Annotated in this window: 17 protein-coding genes and 1 riboswitch; of the genes, 2 read left to right on the top strand and 15 right to left on the bottom strand. The window is 65.1% G+C overall.

The genetic code is table 11. The annotated features are described in order from the left end of the window. The first annotated feature begins 45 nt into the window (after nt 1-45). Nucleotides 46-5,382 (top strand): autotransporter domain-containing protein, encoded by a 5,337-nt coding sequence (locus DNK06_RS24630; protein WP_131182599.1) that lies wholly within the window; start codon nt 46-48, stop codon nt 5,380-5,382. Between the two features lie 53 nt (nt 5,383-5,435). On the opposite strand, the gene DNK06_RS24625 is transcribed toward DNK06_RS24630, so the two are convergent. From DNK06_RS24625 to DNK06_RS24610, 4 genes are read right to left on the bottom strand one after another with little or no spacing between them, the layout of a single operon-like run. Continuing rightward, on the bottom strand, nt 5,436-6,590 hold the full coding sequence (locus DNK06_RS24625) for an ABC transporter ATP-binding protein (RefSeq protein ID WP_131182598.1): 1,155 nt from the start codon (nt 6,588-6,590) through the stop codon (nt 5,436-5,438). 2 nt (nt 6,591-6,592) lie between these two features. After that, nucleotides 6,593-7,255, bottom strand: coding sequence for an ABC transporter permease (locus DNK06_RS24620; protein WP_131182597.1), 663 nt, complete (start codon nt 7,253-7,255; stop codon nt 6,593-6,595). A 1-nt stretch (nt 7,256) separates the two neighbouring features. Then, the gene (locus DNK06_RS24615; RefSeq protein ID WP_131182596.1) at nt 7,257-8,147 is read right to left on the bottom strand and encodes a glycine betaine ABC transporter substrate-binding protein; all 891 of its coding nucleotides are present in this window, start codon (nt 8,145-8,147) and stop codon (nt 7,257-7,259) included. A gap of 11 nt (nt 8,148-8,158) precedes the next feature. Further along, nucleotides 8,159-8,872 (bottom strand): ABC transporter permease, encoded by a 714-nt coding sequence (locus tag DNK06_RS24610; protein ID WP_131182595.1) that lies wholly within the window; start codon nt 8,870-8,872, stop codon nt 8,159-8,161. 306 nt (nt 8,873-9,178) lie between these two features. Between DNK06_RS24610 and DNK06_RS24605 the strand changes: the two genes are divergently transcribed. Further along, the gene (locus DNK06_RS24605) at nt 9,179-10,453 is read left to right on the top strand and encodes a cation:proton antiporter (protein WP_131182594.1); all 1,275 of its coding nucleotides are present in this window, start codon (nt 9,179-9,181) and stop codon (nt 10,451-10,453) included. Between the two features lie 40 nt (nt 10,454-10,493). Here DNK06_RS24605 and DNK06_RS24600 read toward each other — a convergent pair whose 3' ends face one another. The 11 genes from DNK06_RS24600 to nrdR all read right to left on the bottom strand — a co-directional run bounded on the left by DNK06_RS24600 (nt 10,494) and on the right by nrdR (nt 18,626). Next, entirely contained in the window at nt 10,494-11,138 is a 645-nt protein-coding gene (locus DNK06_RS24600; RefSeq protein ID WP_131182593.1) for a retropepsin-like aspartic protease family protein, read from the bottom strand. A 15-nt stretch (nt 11,139-11,153) separates the two neighbouring features. Continuing rightward, entirely contained in the window at nt 11,154-11,879 is a 726-nt protein-coding gene (locus DNK06_RS24595; RefSeq protein WP_131182592.1) for an ABC transporter substrate-binding protein, read from the bottom strand. Nucleotides 11,880-11,892: 13 nt separating this feature from the next. Further along, entirely contained in the window at nt 11,893-12,426 is a 534-nt protein-coding gene (locus DNK06_RS24590) for a phosphatidylglycerophosphatase A family protein (protein WP_131182591.1), read from the bottom strand. Then, the gene (gene thiL / locus DNK06_RS24585) at nt 12,419-13,384 is read right to left on the bottom strand and encodes a thiamine-phosphate kinase (protein WP_131182590.1); all 966 of its coding nucleotides are present in this window, start codon (nt 13,382-13,384) and stop codon (nt 12,419-12,421) included. The genes DNK06_RS24590 and thiL overlap by 8 nt, the downstream gene beginning before the upstream one ends. A 5-nt stretch (nt 13,385-13,389) precedes the next feature. Then, nucleotides 13,390-13,869, bottom strand: coding sequence for a transcription antitermination factor NusB (gene nusB, locus DNK06_RS24580; RefSeq protein ID WP_131182589.1), 480 nt, complete (start codon nt 13,867-13,869; stop codon nt 13,390-13,392). After that, on the bottom strand, nt 13,866-14,342 hold the full coding sequence (gene ribH, locus DNK06_RS24575; protein WP_131182588.1) for a 6,7-dimethyl-8-ribityllumazine synthase: 477 nt from the start codon (nt 14,340-14,342) through the stop codon (nt 13,866-13,868). Before ribH ends, nusB begins: the two co-directional genes overlap by 4 nt. A gap of 132 nt (nt 14,343-14,474) precedes the next feature. Continuing rightward, nucleotides 14,475-15,563 carry a bifunctional 3,4-dihydroxy-2-butanone-4-phosphate synthase/GTP cyclohydrolase II gene (gene ribBA, locus DNK06_RS24570; protein ID WP_131182587.1) on the bottom strand — a complete coding sequence of 363 codons (1,089 nt, stop codon included), beginning with the start codon at nt 15,561-15,563 and terminating at the stop codon, nt 14,475-14,477. 13 nt (nt 15,564-15,576) lie between these two features. Beyond that, nucleotides 15,577-16,239 (bottom strand): riboflavin synthase, encoded by a 663-nt coding sequence (locus DNK06_RS24565; RefSeq protein ID WP_131182586.1) that lies wholly within the window; start codon nt 16,237-16,239, stop codon nt 15,577-15,579. Between the two features lie 12 nt (nt 16,240-16,251). Then, nucleotides 16,252-16,713 carry a 6,7-dimethyl-8-ribityllumazine synthase gene (locus tag DNK06_RS24560; protein WP_131182585.1) on the bottom strand — a complete coding sequence of 154 codons (462 nt, stop codon included), beginning with the start codon at nt 16,711-16,713 and terminating at the stop codon, nt 16,252-16,254. A gap of 93 nt (nt 16,714-16,806) precedes the next feature. Further along, nucleotides 16,807-16,963, bottom strand: a riboswitch (FMN riboswitch). Between the two features lie 78 nt (nt 16,964-17,041). Then, on the bottom strand, nt 17,042-18,160 hold the full coding sequence (gene ribD / locus DNK06_RS24555; protein ID WP_131182584.1) for a bifunctional diaminohydroxyphosphoribosylaminopyrimidine deaminase/5-amino-6-(5-phosphoribosylamino)uracil reductase RibD: 1,119 nt from the start codon (nt 18,158-18,160) through the stop codon (nt 17,042-17,044). Nucleotide 18,161: 1 nt separating this feature from the next. Then, nucleotides 18,162-18,626, bottom strand: a complete 465-nt coding sequence (nrdR, locus tag DNK06_RS24550; RefSeq protein WP_131182583.1) for a transcriptional regulator NrdR — start codon at nt 18,624-18,626, stop codon at nt 18,162-18,164. Between the last annotated feature and the right edge of the window lie 216 nt (nt 18,627-18,842).

Raw genomic sequence — 18,842 nt, 5'->3', positions numbered from 1 at the left:
GTGGGTGGTTCGGGCGCCTCCGGTAATGTCCGTGACGACACTACAGTGTCCCTTAACGGCGATATCGAGGGGAATGGTGGTGGTAGCAGCAGTGGTAATAGTGGCGGTGGCGGCGGTCTGGTACTGACGAGCTCCGACGCCACTCTTTCTACCCATGGGTTCAGCATCACCGGGGGCACGGGCGGGAGTAGCCCCACCGGTGGTAGTGGTGGTGGTGGCGTCGGCGTGGTGCTGGTCGAGGGTGGGGTGCTCCACAACAATAACAATGGTGCCATCGCCGGTGGCCAGCCCGGTTCTAGCACTGCTTATACCGGAGATGGTGGCGCGGGCGTCTTTCTGGTAAACGGCGGTATCCTCGACAACCAGGTCGGGGGTACCGTCAGTGGCGGCGGTGGCGTCAGCGGCGGTATTGGCTACAGCAATGGGGCCGCCGGCGTGCTGGCCAACCGCGGCGCCGTTGACAATGCCGGCACCATCACGGGCGGCGCCGGCGATGCTCGCAATGGCGGCCTGGGCGGCAGCGGCCTGCGCGTCAACGGCACGGCGGTCGTCAATGCGCTCACCGGGGTCATCGCCGGCGGACGAGGCGGTAATTCCATCAGGTCCAATCAATCTGCCGGCAATGGCGGCACCGGCATCACCTTCATCAACGATGGCGGCAGCCTGGAGAACGCCGGCAGCATCAGCGGCGGTAACGGCGGCGGCGTTAGCGGCCTGGGTGGCGGGACGCACGCAGCGGGCGGCGTCGGCGTACTGGTCGAGAGCAGCGGCACCACCCTGGTCAACGCCGGCAGCATCGCCGGCGGCCTCTCCGGCGACGGCAGCACCCGCGCCAACGCCATCGAGATAAACGGCAACGACAACATCCTGGAGCTGCGCAGCGGTTCCACCCTTGATGGCGATGTCGTCGCCAGCGGCAGCGGCAATGCCCTGCTCCTCGACGGCAACGGTTCCGAGGACAGCGGCTTCTCCGGTTTCTCGACGCTGCAAGCCAGCGCCGGCAGCAACTGGATCCTGAGCGGCGCGCTGGGCATAACCAGCGGGGGGCTGAGCATCGACGTCGTCGATAGCGGCTCGCTGCGGCTCGACGGGCCACTGACCGGCAGCGGCGACCTGACCCTGGCCAGCAGTGTCGACCCCAGCGGCTACGGTTTCGGCACACTTTCGATCAGCGGTGACAACATCTATACCGGCGATACCCGCATCGGCGGTGGCGACGTGCTCACTTATGTCCTCGCAACGAATTCCAACGCCTTCGGCACCGGTACGGTGACGGTCGCCGACAAGGGCCAGCTGGATCTGTCCCCACCCAGCGGCGGCACTTTCTCCAACGACCTGATCATCGGGAATGGCGGCAACGTGACGCTGGAGCCCACCGTTACGCTGGATGAACAGGCGATAAGCATCGAGTCCGGCGGCGGCCTCAGCGCAAGCGGCAGCGATCTGGCCGGCGCCACCTTGCACAACGCGGGAAGCCTGGCCTTGAGCGCCCGGCGCATCAGCGACCCCGTCACCGGTTTTACCAACATCGCCGTCCAGGGCGCGAACGCATCGGTGATCAACGACGCAACCGGCGTGCTCAACCTGGCCGGCAGTGCCAGCACCGGCATCGCACTCGGCTCGCTGAGCGGCGGCGGCACCATCGTGCTCGGCGCTGCCAACCTGAGCGTCGGCGCGCTGGACAACGACGACATCATCAGTGGAACCATCCAGGATCTCTATCCGGAAGACCTCGACCTGGGCACCGGCGGCAGCCTGACCAAGGTCGGCAGCGGCAGCCTGACCCTGACCGGCACCAACACCTACACGGGCGGCACCACCATCGCCGCCGGCACCCTGGTCGGCAGCGCCGCCAGCTTCGGCAGCGGCGATATCGTCAATGACGCCATACTGGTATTCGACCAGGCGCAGGCTGGCACCTATGCTGGCGACATCAGTGGCAGCGGCGTGCTGAACAAGCGCGGCGACGGCACGCTGATCCTCGACGGCAACAACACCTACAGCGGCGGCACCAGCATCGCTGGCGGCACCCTGAGCATTTCCAGCGACGCGGCGCTGGGCAACGCTTCCGGCGGCCTGACCCTGGATGGCGGCACCTTGCGAACCACCTCCGATTTCACCTCGGCGCGCAACCTGACCCTCGGCGAGGCCGGCGGCACGCTCAACGCCGACGCCGACTTCAGCCTGTCCGGCGCCATCGCCGGCACCGGCAGCCTGGCCTTGGACGCTGGCGGTAATGTCATACTGGCGGGCACGGTGCAGGCGGCAAGCCTGGCGGTGACTGCGGAGAATTTCAGCGCCGCTTCGACCCTGATGGTGGATGGGGATCTGTCGATCACGACGACATCGGGCGGAATCAGCCAGTCGGCGGCATGGTACGTGGGTGGTGCCACAGCATTGGCGACCACCGGCGACATCCTTCTGGTCAACGCGAGCAACGATTTCGTCGGCACTGTGGCTGTGGATGCTGGCGGCGCGGTGAGGCTGGCCGACGCCAACACCTTGAGCCTGGGCACGGTCAATGCGATCAGCCTGACGGTGGCCGCCAGCCAGATCGGGCTGGCGGCGGACGTGACCACCAGCGGCGCGCAGGCGTACACCGATGCGGTGACGCTGGGCGGCGACGTGACGCTGGCCAGCACGGCCAGTGGCGACATCGCATTCGGCGCAAGTGTGGACGGCGCCCACGCGCTGATGGTGCAAACCGCCGGCACGACGACGTTCGATGGTGTGGTCGGTGGCACCACGGCGCTGTCCAGCCTGTCGGTGAGCGCGGATGCCGGCATCACCCTGGGTGGGGGCGTGACCACCAGCGGCGCGCTGACCCTGGACAGCGACGCCGCTATCCAGCAGACCGCCGGATCCCTCTCGGGCAGCCAGTTGTTCAAGCAGGGCGACGGCACCCTCACCCTGCTGACGGCCGGCAACGCCTTTACCAGCGGCACCCGCGTCCAGGCCGGCAGCCTGATCGTCGGCGCCAGCGCCGGCAGCGCCGCCAGCCTGGGCGGCGACGTGACGGTCGAAGGCGGCGCCCTGCTCGGCGGCCATGGCCTGATCGGCGGCGACGTGACGATCGCCTCCGGCGCCACCCTCTCTCCAGGTACCGGCTCTGGAGCCGCTGGCGTCGGCACGCTAAGCATCGGCGGCGACCTGACCCTGGCCTCCGGCTCGACCCTCGCCTACCAATTGGGCGTGCCCGGAACCGCCACGCTCCCCGGCAGCAGCGACCGCGTCGCCGTGAGTGGCGATTTGAGCCTCGATGGTACCCTGAATCTCTCCGACGCTGGCGGTGCCGGGCTCGGCTACTACCGGCTGATGACCTACGGCGGCGCGCTGGACGACAACGGACTCACGCCCGGCACCAACCTGGCCGAGCCGGCGCTCTACACCATCCAGGCCGGCAACGGCAACGTCGACCTGTTCGTCGCCGCCAGCGGCGACGCCACGCTGCAGCACTGGCAGGGCGGCGACGGCACCTGGAACGGCGCCAGCGCACAATGGTTGAACCAGGACGGCCAACTGCCCGTCGCCTGGGCCGGCAATCATGCGGTGTTCAAGGATGCGAACGGCTTCGAGGGCGGCACCATTACCCTCGAAGGCACCCAGGCCTTCGCCGGTCTGCAGTTCGTCAACGAGGGCTACAGCCTGGTTTCCGCGCCGGGTCTGGACGGCCTGCTGCGCACCGACGGCAGCAGCGAGATCCGCGTGCTGGCCGACAGCGCGGAGATCGCCGTGGGGATCGTCGGCAACGGCGGCATCGTCAAGACAGAAGCCGGCACGCTGATCCTCGACGGCAACAACACCTATACCGGCGACACCAGCGTCCAGGCCGGCGGCCTGACCATCGGCGGCAGCGCCGGCAGTGGCGCCAGCCTGACGAGCGATGTCAACGTCTGGGACGGGGCCCGACTGGGTGGCCATGGCAGCATCGTCGGCAACGTCAACCTCGCGGATGGCGCCACCCTGGCCCCGGGCAACTCCATCGGCACCCTGACGGTGGACGGCGATGTCAGCTTCGCCCCCTCCGCCGTCTTCGAAGTCGAGGCCAACCCCGACGGCACGGCCGACAAGCTGGTCGCCACCGGTACCGTGACCCTCGGCGACTCGACCCTGAACGTCCTGGCCGGCGCCGGCGACTGGTCGGCCAGCACCCGCTACGACCTCGTCGAGGCGGGCAATCTCGTCGGCACCTTCGGCACGGTCAACAGCAACCTGGCCTTCCTGAATGCGGATCTCGCCTACGACTACGCGCTCAACACGGTGGAACTCACCCTGCTGCGCAACGACACCGCCTTTGCCAGTGTCGCGCGCACCTTCAACCAGACCGCTACCGCCAGTGCCTTGAGCAGCCTGGATCCGACCTCGGGCCTGGCGACAGCTATCACCGCGCTCAGCGAGGAAGGTGCCCGCGACGCTTACGACAGCCTCTCCGGCGAACTGCACGCCAGCCTGCAGAGCGCCCTGCTCGACGACAGCCGCTACCTGCGTGAAGGCGTCAATGCCCGACTGCTGGCTGCCCAGCATCTGCTGCCGGGCAGCGGGCAACTCAACCAGGGCGATGGCGTGACATTCTGGCTACAAGGCTACGGTGGCTGGGCCCAAAACGAGGGTGACGGCAACGCCAGCACCCTCGATCATGACAGCCGTGGCACCCTGTTCGGTGGTGATATCGCGCTGGACGATGCCTGGCGAATTGGCGCGGCCATCGGCCTTGGCAGCAGTGACCTCAAGGATGGCCGCGACAGCTCGGCAGATGTCGACACCCGCTCCCTTGCCCTGTATGCCAGCGGTCAGTGGGATGCCGTCAAACTACGCGTCGGGGCCAGTCACTCCTGGCATGACGTCGATACTCGTCGCAATGTGCACTTCGGTTCCTTCAGCGAGCGCAACAAGGCCAGCTATGACGCCACCACCACCCAGGCATTCGCCGAGCTGGGCTATCGCCTTGCGGCCGCAGACTTCCAGGTGGAACCGTTCATCGGCCTCGCCCATGCCAAGGTCAAAAGTGACGGGTTCAGCGAGCGCGGTGGCGATAGTGCGCTCAGCGCAGGCAACGAGAAACGCGATATCACCTACTCGACACTGGGCGCTCATGCGGCGCTACCCGTCGGTCAGTTCGCCGGCAGTCCTGTCAGCCTGCAAGGCAGCCTGGGCTGGCAACATGCATTCGGCAACGACACGCCAGACAGCCACCTGGCCTTCACGACGGGTGATGCATTCAGCATTCGGGGAACGCCCCTGGAACGCGACAGCGCCGTCGCCCAGCTCGGTATTCAGACGCAGTTGAATCGGAATATCGCCGTGGATCTGAGCTATAGCGGCCGTTTCGGCGAGGACTTCACCGACAACGGCCTGCGCCTCGGCTTGACGGCCAAGTTCTGAGCCCGCCGCGAAAGACGGGATGAGGATTCACTCATCCCCTCTGCCTGCATACCTCAAACCGCCACCTGCTCCGCTGGCGAGACGATGCTGCTCTTGCCACGTGAGCGACCGGAGCTGAGGTAGTCGGCGATGGATTCCTGGGTGACCTCGCCGAGGAAGTCGTTGTCGGCGCTGAGCACCGGCAACCAGGAACTGTTGAACTCGTACATACGCGACAGCAGGATGCGCAGGTGCTCGTCATAGGCCGCGGTCGCGGTGAACGCGCGCAGGAACGGCTGTACCGAGCCGGCCTGCCCGCGCAGATCGCGACGACGGATATAACCGAGGCCCTTCTTGTTGACGTCGGTCACCACCAGATGACGACGGTCATGTTCTTCCATCAATTCCACGGCGTCGGCCACCTGGGTGTCCTGCAGCACCGAGGGCGCATCGTCGGCGGCATCTTCGGCGCGAATCAGCAGCAGGCGCTTGAGGGTACTGTCCTGGCCGACGAAACCGCTGACGAAATCGTCTGCCGGGTGCGCCAGCAGGGTATCGGGGTGGTCATACTGCAGCAGTTTGCCGTCCTTGAAGATGGCGATCTTGTCGCCCAGCTTGATGGCTTCGTCGATGTCGTGGCTGACCATGATCACGGTCTTGTTCAGCGCCCGCTGCATCTGGAAGAACTCGTTCTGGATGGCATCGCGGTTCACCGGGTCGACCGCGCCGAACGGCTCGTCCATCAACAGTACCGGCGCGTCGGCAGCCAGGGCGCGGATAACGCCGATGCGCTGCTGCTGCCCACCGGAGAGCTCACGCGGATAGCGCGCCAGGTATTGCTTGGGCTCGAGCTGCACCATGCTCATCAGTTCCAGGGCGCGCTCGTGGCAACGTTTCTTGTCCCAGCCGAGCAGCTTGGGCACCACGGTGATGTTTTCCTCGATGGTCATATTGGGGAACAGGCCGATCTGCTGGATCACGTAACCAATGTTGCGACGCAGGGTCACTTCGTCGATGCCGGTGGTGTCTTCGCCGTTGATCAGTACACGCCCGGAGGTCGGTTCGATCAAGCGGTTGATCATTTTCAGCGTGGTGCTCTTGCCGCAACCAGAGGGGCCGAGGAACACGCATATCTGTCCTTCGTCGACGGTCAGGCTGACCTCGCTGACGGCTACGACATCCTTGCCCTTCTGCTGGAATTTCTTGGTGAGCTTGTCGAGTTCAATCATGTTCAAGTCCTCAGTGCTTTCAGGCCACGGGGAGTGAGCGTTTTCTGCAGCCACTGCAAAAACAGGTCGGCGACGATGGCGAGCAGGCTGACCAGCACCGCGCCGACGAACAGGGTGGCCATGTCGCTGCGACTGATGGCCGTGAGAATCAGCACGCCGAGGCCGCCGGCACCGATGGTGGCGGCGATGGTCATCACGCCGATGTTCATCACCACGGCGGTGCGCACACCGGCCAGGATCACCGGCACGGCAATGGGCAGATCGACCATGCGCAAGCGCTGCCAGAAACTCATGCCGATGCCGGTGCCCGCCTCGCGGATGCCGGGTTCGACGCTGTTCAAGGCCAGGTAGGTATTGCGCAGGATCGGCAGCAGCGAATAGAGGAACACGGCGGTGACGGCCGGCAGCGGCCCGAGGCCCTGGCCGAACTGCGAATAGAACGGCAGCAACAGGCCAAACAGGGCGATGGCCGGCAGCGTCAGCACCACGGTGGCGGCGCCCTGCAATGGCCCGGCGAGCCAGGGGAAGCGCGTCATCAGAATGCCCAGTGGCACGCCGATGACGATGGCCAGGCCCACGGCGATGCCGACCAGGGCGATGTGCTCAAGGGTCAGGCCGACGACTTGCGCCCAATCGATGTGTTGGAAAGCGGTCATGAAATCCATCTCAGCGATCCCCCTCGATCAGTTTCTGTTCGCGAAGGAAATCGGCAGCCACCGCAGCGGGCGTCTCGCGGTCGACATCCACACGGGCATTGAGGCGGCGCATGGTGGCATCGTCGAGGCGCTCGGCCAGGGGCTTGAGCAGTTCGGGCAAATCGGGATGCGCCTTCAGGTAATCGGCATTGACCACCGGCGCGGCGGTGTAGTCAGGAAAGTAGCCCCTGTCATCGTCCAGCAGGCGCAGGCCGAAGGACTCCAGGCGACCATCGGTGGTGTACACCAGGCCGACGAATACCTGGCCATTGCTCAGGGCGGTGTAAACCAGGCCGGGATCCATCTGGCGGATCTCGTTGCGGGAAAACTTCAGACCGTATTCCTTGACCAGCCCCGCCAGACCGTCCGAACGGTTGGCGAACTCGATATCCAGCGCCAGCAGGCGATTGCCCTTGCCAGGCGACTTCAGCGCTTCGGCCAGATCGCTGATGCTCTTGATGTCCGGGTACTCCTCGGCGACGTTTTCCGGCAGCGCCAGGGCGTAGGTGTTGTTGAACCGGGTGGGGGCCAGCCACATGGCACCGCTCCTGGCATCCAGCTCCTTGACGCGCTCATAGGCGGCTTCCTTGTCGAGGCGTTCGGTGATCTTGTTGTAGGCCACCAGCGAGGTGCCGGTGTATTCCCAGGTCAGATCCAGCTGGCCGCTCTTCATGCCATTCCAGGCGATGGTGCTGCCCAGGTTGCCGACGATACGCGGCTGATAACCGTGAACACGCAGGTATTGGGCGGTCATCTCGGAGAGGATGGCCTGCTCGGTGAACACCTTGGCGCCGATACGAATGTCCGCCGCCTGGCCGGTGGCGGCCAGCAACAAGCCGAGGCCGAGAACAAATGACTTCATCAAGGTCTCCATTAGCGGGCCAGGCCTCGCTCGAACCAGAAGCGACTGACCAGTGCCACCAGGCCATCGAGTACCAGCGCCAGCAACGCCGTGGCGGCGGCACCGAGGATCAGCAGCGGCTGATTCTCCAAGGCGATGGCAGGGAAGATCAGGCTGCCCAGGCTGTTGGCGCCGATCAGAAAGGCCAGGGGTGCGGTGCCGACGTTCAGTGCCAGGGCGACGCGCACGCCGCCGATGATGATCGGCACCGCATTGGGTAACTCCACTTGCCAGAGCACCTGGCGCGGCGTCATGCCGATGCCGGTGGCAGCCTCTGTCAACGAGCCGGGTACGTTGCGCAGGCCCTCATAGGTATTGCGCACGATGGGCAACAGCGAGGCGAGAAACAGCGCCAGGATCGCCGGGCCATTGCCGATACCGACGATGGACAGGGCAATGGCCAGAACCGCCAGGGGCGGCACGGTATTGCCGACGTTGAATACCTGCATGAATCGCTCGGCGCTGCGTTCACGGCCCGGCCGGCTGAGCAGGATGCCGGCCGGAATACCAACCGCCAGTGCCGCGAACATCGACATGAACACCAGATACAGGTGCGCTTGCAGGTAGAAAAACAGATCTTCGCGATGCTGTTCGAGCACCTCGGAACCGATCCAGTGGATCAGCAAGGCCGCTACCGCCGCCAGCGCCACAGCGCCCAGTAGCACCTTGCCAAGGGTTTTCAGCATGTTTCGACTCCAACCGACGACGAACCTCATGCTCGCCGAACTGGCCAATCGCGCTGTGCGCCAGGCCATCGAATGCCGGAAGTGGAAAATACCGCAGATTGCCCAAATGCCCTGTGGCAGAGACTCGCAGCCTTCCGGCCCATGGCTACTCGACCATGCAGGGCAGCGCCTGGTTCAATCCTTTTGCCATCCTTGTGCCATGTGTCGAATGCGCTCCAATTCCACACATGTTGTTACAAGCCCGGTATCATCAGGGCTCCGTGGTGCTCGCCGGGATGGCGAAGCCCAGTTTTCAAAGGAGACCTTGTGCTCGATCTAGTCGCCGCCTTTATCGTTCTCACGACCTTGCTCACCTACGTCAACTACCGCTTCATCCGCCTGCCTCCAACCATCGGTGTCATGGCCACTGCTCTGGTGTTTTCCCTGATCGTCCAGGGACTGAGTCAGCTCGGCTACCCGCTGATCGAGCTCGAGGCGCAGGAAATCATCCGCCGCATCGATTTCTCCGACATCCTCATGACCTGGTTCCTGCCAGCGCTGCTGTTCGCCGGTGCCCTGCACGTGGATTTGAGCGACCTGCGCAGCTACAAATGGCCCATCGGCCTGCTGGCGACCGTCGGCGTACTGATCGCCACCAGCGTGATCGGCGCCCTGGCCTACACCATCTTTGCCCTGTTCGGCTGGCACGTGGACTTCATCTATTGCCTGCTGTTCGGCGCCCTGATCTCGCCGACCGACCCGATCGCGGTGATGGGCATCCTCAAATCGTCGGGCGCACCGAAGCCGCTGGCTACCACCATCGTTGGCGAATCGCTGTTCAATGACGGCACTGCGGTCGTGGTGTTCACCATCCTGCTCGGTATCCTGCAACTGGGCAGCACGCCGACGCTGGGCGCAGTGAGTTGGTTGTTCATCCACGAGGCCGTCGGCGGGCTGCTGTTCGGCGCTGCGCTGGGCTACGGGGTGCTGCTGATGTTGCGCAGCATCGACCAGTACCAGGTCGAAGTGATGCTCACCCTGGCGCTGGTGTTCGGCGGCGCGGCACTGGCTTCGCGGCTGCACGTCTCCGGGCCGATCGCCATGGTGGTGGCCGGCCTGATCATCGGCAACCTGGGGCGCAAGCACGCGATGTCGGACGAATCGCGCCGCTACGTGGACGGTTTCTGGGAATTGATCGACGAAATCCTCAATGCCCTGCTGTTCGCCCTGATCGGCCTGGAACTGCTGCTCCTGCCGTTTTCCTGGCTGCACATCATCGCCGCCTTCGTGCTCGGCGGCGCGGTACTGGTGGCGCGCCTGCTGACGGTGGCACCGGCCATTCTGATCATGCGCCGCAGCGCTGGCGGGCGCCAGCAGGTGTCCCACGGGGCGATCCGCATCCTCACCTGGGGCGGCTTGCGCGGTGGCGTGTCGGTGGCCCTGGCGCTGTCGCTACCGCTGGGCGAGGAGCGTGATCTGCTACTGAGTCTGACCTACATCGTCGTGCTCACGTCGATCCTGCTGCAGGGATTGTCCATCGGGCCACTGGTTCGCCGGTTATACCGCGACGTGCCACGAGTTGCTGCCGACGATCACCACTGAGCGCCATGCGGGTGCTTGCGTCATGCGTGTCGCCAGCACCCTAGAGGTGGGACTCCAACACCAGCAGGTTGTTCTCCACCCGCCAGCCGACCCGATTGAGAAAGCTCATGCCGAGCAGCGCCTCGCTCGGTGACGCGCCCTCCAGCACCACCGCCTCGACACCGAGTACCTGCAGCGCGCCGACGCTGACCTTGTCCAGGGTAACGCGCCAGCCACGGGCGGTGCCGCTGGCGGTACTGACCTGGATTGGCTGGCCGCTGGTGCGGTAGTCGATGCCAAGGCGGCGGGCCTGGTTTTCGTTGAGAGCGACCGAGGTAGCACCGGTATCCACCAGAAACTGCTGCGACCGGCCATTGATCGAGCCCTCGGCCCAGTAATGGCCACCGTTGCTGCGGGCGATGCTCAGGGTCTGCTTCTGCGGTTCGACGAAACCGCTGGCGTTGTATTCACGGCTGAGGCTGTAGCTGCGCTCCACGCCGTCGACTCGCAGCACGGCGCTGCGGCTGTCGGCACTCACCACCTGCACGCCACCTGGCCCGCTCTGGCCAACGCGCACCAACTTGCGCTGGCCATCGACGGAAAGCACCGCAGCGCCTGGAAACAAACCGACGACCTGCACTTGAGGCGCGGCCAGGGTGAGTTGCGCCGCCAACAGGCCGGCCATGCCACAGATCAATCGATGCATCCCTGCCTCTCTCGCCTAATCGAAGGGGTAGTGCTGGCCCCAGCGCTCGAAGACCGGGCGCAGGGCGTCCTGTTCAACGAGTTCGGCCATACGTTGGTCGTAGAGTTTCGCCAGAGCCCGGCCGCGCGAAGTGTCGGCGAAGCCAATGTACAACGGCAGACGGATCAGATCGGTGACCCGGTATTTCGACGTGTCGGAAGCACCCGCGAGCACTTCCTGCACCTCCGGCTGGGCATCGATGTAATAGTCGGCATGGTCGTAGTCGAGCATCGGCAGGATGCCGCCACGGCGCAGTAATTCGTTGTAGTGGGTGAGGCCAGGGATGTAGCGCTGGTACTCGTAACCGCGCATCCATACCAGGCGGGAGCTGGCGAGCGCCTGCTGATCCGGCTGGGGTTTGGAGGCCAGGCTCAGAGCGCTGATCAGATCCGAGTCGTAGTGCCAGGTCGGATACACCACACCGCCGCTGACTTCATCCTGGTAGGAGGCCACCCAGGCATCCGCCTCGCCGCGCTTCACCAGCCCGACGGATCGGGTGTAGGGCACGATCTGCATGTCCAACTTGACACCGGCGGGCTCGAATACCAGGCGCAGCACATCCCAGGACAGCCCCGTTCCGTCGGCATTGATGCGATCGACCCAGACATCGCTGGCCATGCGGATATTCGCGGGCAGGTCGTTGCTCGCCTGGGCGCAGGCGGTGAACGACAACAGTAGGGCCAGCCAGAAACCGCGAATCATCGCACCTCCAGGATTAGGCGAAGCCCAGGTTGGCCGCCAGGCCGTTGCTCCAGCCCCACACCAGCACCTGCATGCCCAGCCAGGCGAACACCCCGGCCAGCACATCGTCGAGCATGATGCCGAAACCGCCGTGCACGTGCCGGTCGATCCAGCGAATCGGCCATGGCTTGAGGATGTCGAAAAAGCGGAACATCAGGAAGCCCACCAGCACCCAACCCCACCCTTCCGGCACCAGCCACAGGGTGATCCACATGCCGACCATTTCGTCCCAGACGATACCTTCGTGGTCGTGTACGCGCAGATCCTCCGCCACCTTGCCGCACAGCCAGACGCCAAACAGCATGGTGACGCCCAGCATCAGCCAGTAGCCCCAGTCCGGCAACATCTGCCACAGCGGAATGAACGGCACCGCGACCATCGATCCCCAGGTACCTGGCGCTTTCGGCAGGGTTCCGGAACCGAAACCAAAGGCCAGGAAATGCCAGGGATTGCGCCACACGGAGGGTGGCACGAACTCGGCGGGGACTTGCTTGGAATGATCAGTCACGTTGCGATCCGAAATGTTGGTAGCCAGCGTACAGCGGCTTGATGGCCCGGCCCTCGGCGTCCTGCAGGTGGACGCCCTGTCCGGCCTCGACCCGACCGATCACGTGCACAGGCTGCCCCATGGCGCGCAGCGCGTCCAGCTTCTCGGCAGGCAGGGTAAAGGCAAGCACGTAATCATCGCCACCACCAAGCGCCAGCTGGCGTGCCGTTTCGTCGCCAGCGCAGGCGTGCAAGGCCGCGGACACGGGCACACGCTCTCGCTCGACGACCAGCGCCACGCCGGACGCCCTGGCGATATGCCCGCAGTCGGCGAGCAGGCCGTCGGAGACATCCAGCGCCGCCGTGGCCAGCCCACGCAAGGCCTGGCCGAGCGCCAGTTGCGGTGGTGGTGACCAGTAGTGCGCCAGCAACTGGTCGGCACCCTCCTGCCCTTCCCGCTCGCCCAACACGAAGGGCAAGGCACCCGCCGCATCGCCAAGCGAACCGCCGACACACAGCAGGTCGCCGACACGCGCCCCGGCCCGGGTCAGCGCCAGGCCTTTGGGCACACGGCCGAACACGGTCAGGGTCAGGCTCAATGGCCCGCGGGTGGTATCGCCACCGACCAGACGCACCCCGCACTGGCGCGCCATGCTTTCCAGCCCGGCCGTGAGATCGGCCAGCCAGTCAGGGGAAACCTCGGGGAGGGTCAGCGCCAGGGTGAAGGCCAGAGGTGTCGCGCCCATGGCGGCCAGGTCACTGACCGAGACGGCCAGCGCGCGCTGGCCGAGTAATCGGCCAGCAGCCTCCGCGGGAAAGTGCACGCCAGCGACCAGGGTGTCGGTGGACACCGCCAGTTGTTCACCGGCGGGCACTTCCAGCAGGGCGCAGTCGTCGCCAATCCCCAGCGCCACACCATCGGCCGCCTGCGCACAGGCGGCGGCAGAGAAGTAATGGCGGATCAGCTCGAACTCGCCCAAGGCACTCAGCGCTTGTTGAAGTCGCGGACTTCGTCGGCACGCAGTTTCGGCGCCAGCTTGTCCAGCACGCCGTTGACGAACTTGTGCCCGTCGGTAGCGCCGAACACCTTGGCCAGCTCGATACCTTCGTTGATCACCACGCGGTAAGGCACGTCGATGCGGTTACGCAGCTCGTAGGTGGACAGACGCAGGATAGACAGCTCGACCGGGTCGATCTCGTCCAGCGGGCGATCGAGCAACGGCTCGAACGCGCTGTCGATCTCGCTCTTCTGACGCGGCACACCGTGCAGGATCTCGTGGAAGTAAGCGCCATCGACCGCACTGAAGTCGTTGTCGACGCGGAACTGGGCTTCGATCTCATTGATCGCCTGACCGGCGATATGCCAGGAGTACAGCGCCTGCATGGCCAGCGTGCGCGCCTGACGGCGAGCCAGTACCTTGGCGCTCGGGCCCTTTTTGACTGGCTTGTTGTCGTTCTGGCTCACTTGGCCTCCAACTGCGCCAGCAGGCTGACCATTTCCAGAGCGGACAGGGCAGCTTCGGCACCCTTGTTGCCGGCCTTGGTACCGGAACGCTCGATGGCCTGCTCGATGGAATCGACGGTCAGCACACCGAAAGCGACCGGTACGCCGAACTCCATGGACACCTGGGACAGGCCCTTGGTGCACTCGCCCGCCACGTATTCGAAGTGAGGGGTACCGCCACGAATCACCGCGCCAAGGGCGATGATCGCATCGTACTCGCTACGCTGGGCGACCTTCTGCGCTACCAGGGGAATTTCGAACGCACCGGGCGCACGGATGATGGTGATGTCGCTTTCGCTGACGCCGTGGCGAACCAGCGCATCGATGGCGCCGCTGACCAGGCTCTCGACCACGAAGCTGTTGAAGCGGCCGACCACCAGGGCGTAGCGACCCTTGGCGGCGATGAAATTACCTTCGATGGTCTTCACTGTCATAGCGAGTTCTCACATGTCTTTTAAAGAGCCAGGGCGCGCCGTGGCAGGCCCTGAAAATATAGACGATGGCCGCTCGGGCTCATCGCAATCGTTGCCATGCGCCAGCCTATTCGGCCTGGCAGCGGCTGCCCCTTATTTCGGGGGCAGGTATTCTACAACTTCCAGATCGAAACCGGATATCGCGTTGAACTTCATCGGCGCGCTCATCAGGCGCATCTTGCGCACGCCGAGGTCACGCAGTATCTGCGAACCGGCGCCGACCGTGCTGTAGGTGCTTGGCGCCTTGCTGGCTGCACCGTCCGCCTCGCGGATATGCGCCAGCACTTCGTCGCCGTCCAGCGAGTGGCCGAGCAGCAGCACCACGCCGCTACCGGCATTGGCGACTTCGGTCATCGCCGCGCGCAGGCTCCAGCGGCCAGGCTGGCGCACCATCAGCAGGTCGCGCATCGGATCCATGTTGTGCACGCGCACCAGGGTCGGCTCTTCCGGGCAGATGGTGCCCAGGGTCAGAGCCATGTGCACGTCGCCTTCCACCGAATCGCGAAAGGTCACCAGATTGAACTGGCCGACTTCGCTGTCCAGCGGCTGCTCGGCAATACGCGTAACCGTGCGCTCGTGAATCAGCCGATAGTGGATCAGGTCGGCGATGGTGCCGATCTTGATGCCATGCTGCTCGGCGAATACTTCCAGCTCCGGGCGACGAGCCATGGTGCCGTCGTCGTTCATGATCTCGCAGATCACGCCGCTCGCTTCAAAACCGCCCATACGCGCCAGGTCGCACGCTGCTTCGGTGTGACCGGCGCGAGCCAGCACGCCGCCGGGCTGAGCCATCAGCGGGAAGATGTGGCCGGGGCTGACGATATCTTCAGCAACCGCATGCTTGGCGGCGGCAGCCTGTACGGTACGGGCGCGGTCGGCGGCGGAGATGCCGGTAGTGACCCCTTCTGCAGCCTCGATGGAAACGGTGAACTTGGTGCCGAAACCGGAGCCGTTACGCGGCGCCATCAGCGGCAGCTTGAGCGTCTCGCAACGCTCGCGGGTCATCGGCATGCAAATCAGGCCGCGGGCGAAGCGAGCCATGAAATTGATGTGCTCGGCGGTCACGCATTCCGAGGCGACGATCAGGTCGCCTTCGTTCTCGCGGTCTTCGTCATCCATGAGGATGACCATCTTGCCGGCGCGAATGTCCTCGACCAACTCTTCGATACTGTTGAGTGCCATGGTGGCGGTGTCCTTAATTCTTCAGGTAGCCGTGTTCGGCGAGAAATCCTTCGGTGAGCCCGGAGCCACTGGGCTCGGCGGCCTTGTCACCGAGCAGCAGGCGCTCCAGGTAACGGGCCAGCAGGTCGACCTCGAGATTGACCCGACGCCCGGGGCGGTAGTCGGCCATGATGGTTTCGGCCAGGGTATGCGGCACGATGGTCAGCTCGAACTCGGCACCATCCACGGCATTCACCGTGAGGCTGGTGCCGTCGACGGTGATCGAGCCCTTGTGGGCGATGTACTTGGCCAGTTCGCGCGGGGCGCGCACCTTGAACTGTATGGCGCGGGCGTTCTCCTCACGGGAGACGATTTCGCCGACGCCATCGACATGGCCGCTGACCAGGTGGCCGCCAAGACGAGTGGTCGGCGTCAGCGCCTTTTCCAGGTTGACCCGGCTGCCGCTCTTGAGATCGATGAAGGCGGTGCGAGCCAGGGTTTCGCGGCTGACGTCGGCCCAGAAGCCGTCGCCCGGCAACTCGACCGCGGTCAGGCACACGCCGTTGACCGCGATGCTGTCACCCAGGGCCACATCACCCAGGTCGAGCTTGGCGGTCTTGACGTAGACGCGCACGTCACCGCCCTTGGGGGTGATCGCGGCGATGCTGCCGATGGATGCGATGATTCCGGTGAACATAAGTGCTCCTCGTCAGACCGGCAGTTCTTTGAGCTTGCGCAGCGTATCGGCACAAGTGCGCGCGGCTTCGGCGCCCTTGACCAGGAAGTGCTCGCGGAAGAAGGTCTGGTGCTCTTCACCGGCATGGAAATGATGGGGCGTGAGTACCGCCGAGAACACCGGAACGTCGGTTTCCAGTTGCACCTGCATCAGGCCCTCGATCACCGCCTGGGCGACGAACTCGTGGCGGTAGATACCTCCATCGACCACCAGCCCGGCAGCGACGATGCCGGCGTAGCGACCGCTCTTGGCCAGCCGTTTGGCATGCAGGGGAATTTCGAAGGCGCCGCCGACTTCGAAGCAGTCGATCTCGCTCGCGGCATAGCCCTGGCGCTGCATTTCTTCGAGGAAGGCATTGCGGGACTGATCGACGATTTCGCGGTGCCAGCAGGCTTGCACGAAGGCAACCCGGCGCACTTGAGAAGCAATGGACATGTTCAACTCCTGTTTATGGTTAAAACAGGGCAGCTTGGATCGATAGGGACAGTACGGACATGCGGCGGCCGAAAAGGCTGCCTTGTCGGGCAATCCCGCTCTCTCTTCATCCGGACTATACCGTCGGCTCCGGAATCACACCGGATCTGCTGGACCCCGGGCGGCTGGTGCCGTACCGGGCGCTCGCGGGCTAGGTGCATTGCGCGCCATTACCGCCGGTGGGGAATCGCACCCCGCCCTGAGAACGTTGTGGCCGCGCGGTGCGGCCGACAGGCGTTTTACCACAGTTGCCACGGCGGTGCACGGAGGGCGTGCACCAGCGGCCTCCTCAATTGGCGGAGTCAGGCACGGCGATGATTCGCCAATCGTCGCCAACGGCACGCATGTCGATGATCTTCAACGGCTGGGCCTCGGCCATCCGCGCCAGAGGCAGATCGAGCAGTGGCCTGGCGCTGGAACCGAGAAACTTCGGCGCGACGAACAATTGGTACTCATCGACCAGCCCCAGCCGGGCGAAAGCGCCAGCCAGCTTGGGGCCCGCCTCGACCAGCACCTCATTGGCGCCTCGCTCAGCCAGCTCCAGCAGCAGTTTGCGCAGATCGACATGCCCGTTGCTGCCGGGCATCGCCAGCAGCTCGTGACCATCATCGAGGTAGCGATCCCGCGATGACGCCGCCGCACAGGTCGCTACCAGCGCCGGGCCAGCCTGGAAGAACGGCGCGCTCAGCGGCACGCGCAAACGCCCGTCGACCAGCACCCGCAACGGCGGACGCGCCTGAGCCAGCGCCGTAAGTTCGGCGCCGAGGCCCAGTTCGTCGGGGCGTACCGTCAAACGGGCCGAGTCGGCCAGCAGCGTATCGGCGCCGCTCAGCACCACGCTGGAACGCGCCCGCAGACGCTGCACGGCAGCGCGCGCCGCCGACCCGGTGATCCACTGGCTCTCACCGCTGGCCATCGCAGTGCGTCCGTCCAGGCTCATGGCCAGTTTGACCCGCACCAGCGGCAGGCCCTTTTCCATGCGTTTGACGAAGCCGGCGTTCAGCGCCCGCGCCTCGCTCTCCAGCACGCTGCCTTGTACCGAGACTCCGGCGTTCATCAGCCTCAGCAGGCCCCTGCCGGCCACCTGAGGATTGGGATCCTGCATGGCCGCGACCACTCGGGTGACACCCGCGTCAACCAGAGCATCGGCACAGGGCGGCGTGCGCCCGTGGTGACTGCAGGGTTCGAGAGTGACGTAGGCCGTGGCACCGCGCGCCTTGTCGCCAGCCTGGCGTAGCGCATAGACCTCGGCATGGGGCTCGCCAGCCTTGGCGTGCCAGCCTTCGCCGACGATCTTGCCGTCGCGCACGATCACACAACCGACACGGGGATTGGGGTGGGTGGAATACAGCCCTTTGCGCGCCAGCTCGAGGGCGCGAGCCATGAATGCCTGATCGCTGGTGCTCATCTCAGTCCTGATTGGGCTCGCGGGAAAGACGGTCTATTTCCTCGCGGAATTCGTTGAGATCCTGGAAGCGCCGGTACACCGAAGCGAAGCGGATATAGGCCACTTCGTCGAGTTTCTGCAGCTCGGTCATCACCAGCTCGCCGAGCACCAGCGACTTGATCTCGCGCTCACCGGTGGCACGCAAGCGGTGCTTGATATGGGCGATGGCCGCCTCCAGCCGCTCGATGCTCACCGGACGCTTTTCCAGGGCGCGCTGCATGCCGGCCCGCAGTTTCTCTTCATCGAAGGGCTGACGGCTGCCGTCCTGCTTGATCAGACGTGGCATCACCAGTTCGGCAGTCTCGAAGGTGGTGAAGCGCTCGCCACAGGCCAGGCATTCACGGCGGCGACGCACCTGCTCGCCCTCGGCGACCAGACGCGAATCGATGACTTTGGTGTCGTTGGCGGAGCAGAAGGGGCAGTGCATGGTCGGAAAAGCCAGGCGAGAAAGCCCGCATGGTAGCGCATCCACCCGGCCCGGTGCCAAGCGCACAGGGGCGGCACCGCTTTCCTTTGCATTCACCGGTGGCTATGGGGAAAATCCAGACATTGTCCCGAGGATCGCCCCATGTCATTGCGTCCGTTTGCCCTGTTCAGCCTCGCCGCCTTGCTCGTCGCCTGCGCCAGCGAGACACCCCCACCC

It is taken from the genome of Phytopseudomonas daroniae (assembly GCF_004327285.1).
GTDB classification, from domain to species: domain Bacteria; phylum Pseudomonadota; class Gammaproteobacteria; order Pseudomonadales; family Pseudomonadaceae; genus Aquipseudomonas; species Aquipseudomonas daroniae.
Note: the sequence above shows the minus strand (reverse complement) of the source record. Positions and strands in the feature narration are given on the sequence as shown.

Excerpts from the sequence above, each read along its gene's own strand:
- DNK06_RS24595 (WP_131182592.1), bottom strand. The coding sequence starts at position 11,879 with ATGATTCGCGGTTTCTGGCTGGCCCTACTGTTGTCGTTCACCGCCTGC.
- DNK06_RS24600 (WP_131182593.1), bottom strand. The coding sequence starts at position 11,138 with ATGCATCGATTGATCTGTGGCATGGCCGGCCTGTTGGCGGCGCAACTC.
- DNK06_RS24620 (WP_131182597.1), bottom strand. The coding sequence starts at position 7,255 with ATGGATTTCATGACCGCTTTCCAACACATCGATTGGGCGCAAGTCGTC.
- DNK06_RS24615 (WP_131182596.1), bottom strand. The coding sequence starts at position 8,147 with ATGAAGTCATTTGTTCTCGGCCTCGGCTTGTTGCTGGCCGCCACCGGC.
- DNK06_RS24560 (WP_131182585.1), bottom strand. The coding sequence starts at position 16,713 with ATGTCCATTGCTTCTCAAGTGCGCCGGGTTGCCTTCGTGCAAGCCTGC.
- DNK06_RS24610 (WP_131182595.1), bottom strand. The coding sequence starts at position 8,872 with ATGCTGAAAACCCTTGGCAAGGTGCTACTGGGCGCTGTGGCGCTGGCG.
- ribH (WP_131182588.1), bottom strand. The coding sequence starts at position 14,342 with ATGACAGTGAAGACCATCGAAGGTAATTTCATCGCCGCCAAGGGTCGC.
- DNK06_RS24625 (WP_131182598.1), bottom strand. The coding sequence starts at position 6,590 with ATGATTGAACTCGACAAGCTCACCAAGAAATTCCAGCAGAAGGGCAAG.
- ribD (WP_131182584.1), bottom strand. The coding sequence starts at position 18,160 with ATGAGCACCAGCGATCAGGCATTCATGGCTCGCGCCCTCGAGCTGGCG.
- nrdR (WP_131182583.1), bottom strand. The coding sequence starts at position 18,626 with ATGCACTGCCCCTTCTGCTCCGCCAACGACACCAAAGTCATCGATTCG.
- ribBA (WP_131182587.1), bottom strand. The coding sequence starts at position 15,563 with ATGGCACTCAACAGTATCGAAGAGTTGGTCGAGGACATTCGCGCCGGC.
- DNK06_RS24565 (WP_131182586.1), bottom strand. The coding sequence starts at position 16,239 with ATGTTCACCGGAATCATCGCATCCATCGGCAGCATCGCCGCGATCACC.